The 3,435-nt window shown below is 38.5% G+C and carries 3 protein-coding genes; all 3 read left to right on the forward strand.

What is annotated here, in order from left to right; genetic code table 11:
- The first annotated feature begins 74 nt into the window (after positions 1 to 74).
- A complete protein-coding gene (locus ACFIKE_RS05900; RefSeq protein WP_375648632.1) occupies positions 75 to 347 on the forward strand; it encodes a hypothetical protein in 273 nt (90 codons plus the stop codon).
- 558 nt (positions 348 to 905) lie between these two features.
- Complete coding sequence (locus tag ACFIKE_RS05905; protein WP_375625165.1) at positions 906 to 2,333, forward strand: glutamine synthetase family protein; 1,428 nt, start codon at positions 906 to 908, stop codon at positions 2,331 to 2,333.
- An 11-nt stretch (positions 2,334 to 2,344) separates the two neighbouring features.
- Positions 2,345 to 3,435 (forward strand): NAD(P)/FAD-dependent oxidoreductase (locus ACFIKE_RS05910; protein ID WP_375648636.1); only part of this gene is annotated, 1,091 nt, incomplete at its 3' end.

Raw genomic sequence — 3,435 nt, forward strand, 5'->3', positions numbered from 1 at the left:
ATCACTAGATCATAAGTCAAAGTATGTGAAAGCAACTGATACAAAAAAGATTTTACGATGGTGGAAGATCGACGATGAAGGACGTTAGTTCAAAGGAAATTGATATCATTGTGTTCTCATATCCTGATTTTTGGGGCTTTTTAGATATAAATAACACATCTCCTAGTGGGCTGAAGACTATCAAATATTGGATCACGCATGGCGCAATTAGCAAAAAATCCTATCTATTGGATTTGGTATGCTCTACTGTATTTTCAGCTCTAAATATTGTGTGCGAAGTGCGATGTCAAGCGGTGGGAATTTATATAAGTGCAGAGTCTATAGGTATCCGCTCAGAACAAGGTTGATAGCTCTATTATGCAGGGGATGGTTAAGTTTCATGTCGGAAATGCTGAGCGTATGTCTTATCCTGAAAATACATTTACGCATATTACGGCGTGGTGAGTGTTTGTAAGCATTAGTTGTAAAGGCATAGCTACTCACTATCCTAGGCTGTTTTCTTCTATGTGAATAACAATAGAGTTACAAAACTTGCTTCATATTAAAAGAAAAGTTTCTTTTCTTTTAATTAAGCATTGCTACGGCCAAAAGAAAATTAAATATCTCGCCTTTATTATTCTCGCCAATGTTTTCTTATATATGATTATTTGAATCGGAATTAGGTTACGTACAATATGGTATTTCTCGCTGTTTTATATAAGAAGAAGGTTCGCACCGATGTATCGCGTGCAATATCAATTTTTTCACTATGGTGATAGGATAGCTTGTTGAGCGTAAAGTTCTTTTACCTTGATAGATCTTATAGTATTCTTCAAAAATATCAGTTGATAATTTTTTTTCGTGTCGTTTAAGCAGGGGCTGATACTATAAGAATAGAGCTTGATTGTTTGTAAAGTTGGTATGTTATGGCTGTAAAAAATGGTAAACAAACGAAAAGTAAAAATTTTAAACCTGTCTCTCGTTTTCTCAAAAGTTTACGTGGTGTGCACAATTGGGAACAAGTTTCACAATGGCTTGCTTTCCGTAAGGTAGAGGATATTGAATGTATTACGCCTGATCAAGCAGGGGTACCACGGGGCAAGATGATGCTTTCTAAAAAATTTACATCGGAAACATCATTGGCATTGCCTTCAGCCGTTTTTATGGCAACAATTTCAGGGGATTATCCTGAAGATGGTCATGGTTTTGAATATCCTAAAGCAGATGGTGATTTACGCCTTGAACCTGATCTTTCTACGTTAAGCATTGTTCCATGGGAAGATGCTCCCACAGCACAGGTGATTTGTGATCTTGTGTATCAAAATGGTCAGATTGTGGATTACACACCACGCAATGTTTTACGAACGGTGGTTCATTTTTATACAAAAATGGGTTTAAGCCCTGTTGTTTCACCAGAAATTGAGTTTTATTTAGTACAGAAAAATCCCGATCCTGATTATCCGTTAGTTCCACCGGTTGGTCGTTCTGGGCGTTCAATTGGTGGTGGACAGGGGTATTCCATTGCTGGTGTTAATGAGTTTGATGATTTGATTGATGATATTTATCAATTTTCAGAGGCACAAGGATTGGAAATTGATACTCTCATTCATGAAGAAGGAGCAGGTCAGTTTGAAATTAACTTACGTCATGGTGATCCTATTGAATTAGCGGATCAAGTTTTTATGTTCAAACGAACAATTCGTGAAGCAGCTCTAAAACATAATATGTATGCAACTTTTATGGCAAAACCCATTCAAGGGCAGCCGAGTTCTGCTATGCATATTCACCAATCGGTTGTTGATAAGAAAACCGGTATGAATATTTTTACACAGGAAAATGGTGAAGAAAGTATCTGTTTTCGCCATTTTATTGGTGGATTGCAAAAACATATGCCAGGGGTACTTGTGATGCTTGCGCCTTATGTGAATTCTTATCGACGTCTTGTCCCTGATAATTCGGCTCCTGTTAATTTGCGATGGGGATATGATAATCGTACTACAGCTTTTCGAGTTCCCCGTTCTGCTCCTCAAGCGCGGCGTGTTGAGAATAGACTTCCTTCATCAGATGCGAATCCTTATTTAGCCCTTGCAGCTTCTTTAGCGTGTGGTCTTATTGGTTTGCAACAAAAAATTGAGCCGGATGAGCCAGCGACAAATAATGTAAACGCTGATAATATTGAGTTACCGCGTGGACTCATTGAGGCAGTCAATTTGTTTGAACAAGATACAGCAATACGTGCTATTTTAGGGGATGTGTTTGTCAGTACTTATGCTGCAATCAAACGACAGGAGTTTGAAACTTTTATGGAAGTAATTAGTCCGTGGGAGCGTGAATATCTTCTGCTGAATGTTTAAATTTTATGACGATGATTGATTATAATTCAATTTCTCCAGGAATTTCTTGGTATGAAGATACTTTAAAAGAACGTCCCTCTTATCCTTCTTTTTGTGAAAACAGACAGTGTGATGTGGTCATTATTGGAGGCGGATTTACGGGTCTGTCGGCTGCTTATCATTTAGTCAAGGCTGGAGTAGATGTTGTTTTATTTGAAGCATCACGTTTTGGTGATGGTGCTTCAGGGCGCAATGGTGGACAGCTGGGAACAGGGCAACGGCAATGGGTAGAAACATTAGAAAAAAAGTATGGTTTTGAGCGAAGTAAGGCTCTGTTTGATTTAGCAGAAGAAGCTAAAAGAGATATTTTATCTTTATGCGCGATGCCTAATTGTTCGTGTGATTTGATAGGAGGACAGCTTTCTGTGACACATAAAAGGCGTGAGCTTCTTTCTTATCAACGGCATATTGAGGTGATGCAGCGTTATGGCTATCATGCGCTTACTTTTATGGATAGGGCAGAAACATCTAGGCGACTTGGATCGTCTTTTTATTGTGGTGGTATTTATGATGCGGATACCGGCCATATAAATCCCTTAAAATTGATTGTTGGATTGGCAAAAAAAGCTAAAGATGCTGGTGCTAAGCTTTATGAGAAGTCACAAGTAACGACAGTAAAGCGCAAGGGAGCCCATTGGAAAGTGATAACAGAAAAAGGCAGTGTAACAGCAGAGCATGTTTTACTTGCAACAAATGGGTATAAACTTGGTCTGGAGCGTTTTATTGAAAAAAATATTGTTTCTATTCGTTCTTATATTGGAGCAACGGACCCATTACCAAAGCACAGTTCAATTCTCGCAGGCGGGGAATCGGTTGATGATTCCCGTTTTATGGTTCGCTATTTTCGCAAAAGCATTGATAATCGTCTCTTATTTGGTGGCGTAGAAAGTTATGATAATAAACATCCTTTGAATTTAGATGAACGTATAAAACGGCAAATTGCTGAAATTTATCCTCAATTACATTCTATCAATTTAAGCCATTGTTGGGGAGCAACGGTTGCCATCACAGTTGAGCGCATGCCCTATGTTCGACAACTTTTCTCAAGGATGACTTATTGTGG

It is taken from the genome of Bartonella sp. MU70NMGDW, assembly GCF_042194085.1.
In the GTDB taxonomy this organism is placed as follows: Bacteria; Pseudomonadota; Alphaproteobacteria; order Rhizobiales; family Rhizobiaceae; genus Bartonella; species Bartonella grahamii.

What these genes read in the sequence shown, in the direction of transcription:
- ACFIKE_RS05900 (WP_375648632.1), top strand. Translation starts at nt 75, where the DNA reads ATGAAGGACGTTAGTTCAAAGGAAATTGATATCATTGTGTTCTCATAT.
- ACFIKE_RS05905 (WP_375625165.1), top strand. Translation starts at nt 906, where the DNA reads ATGGCTGTAAAAAATGGTAAACAAACGAAAAGTAAAAATTTTAAACCT.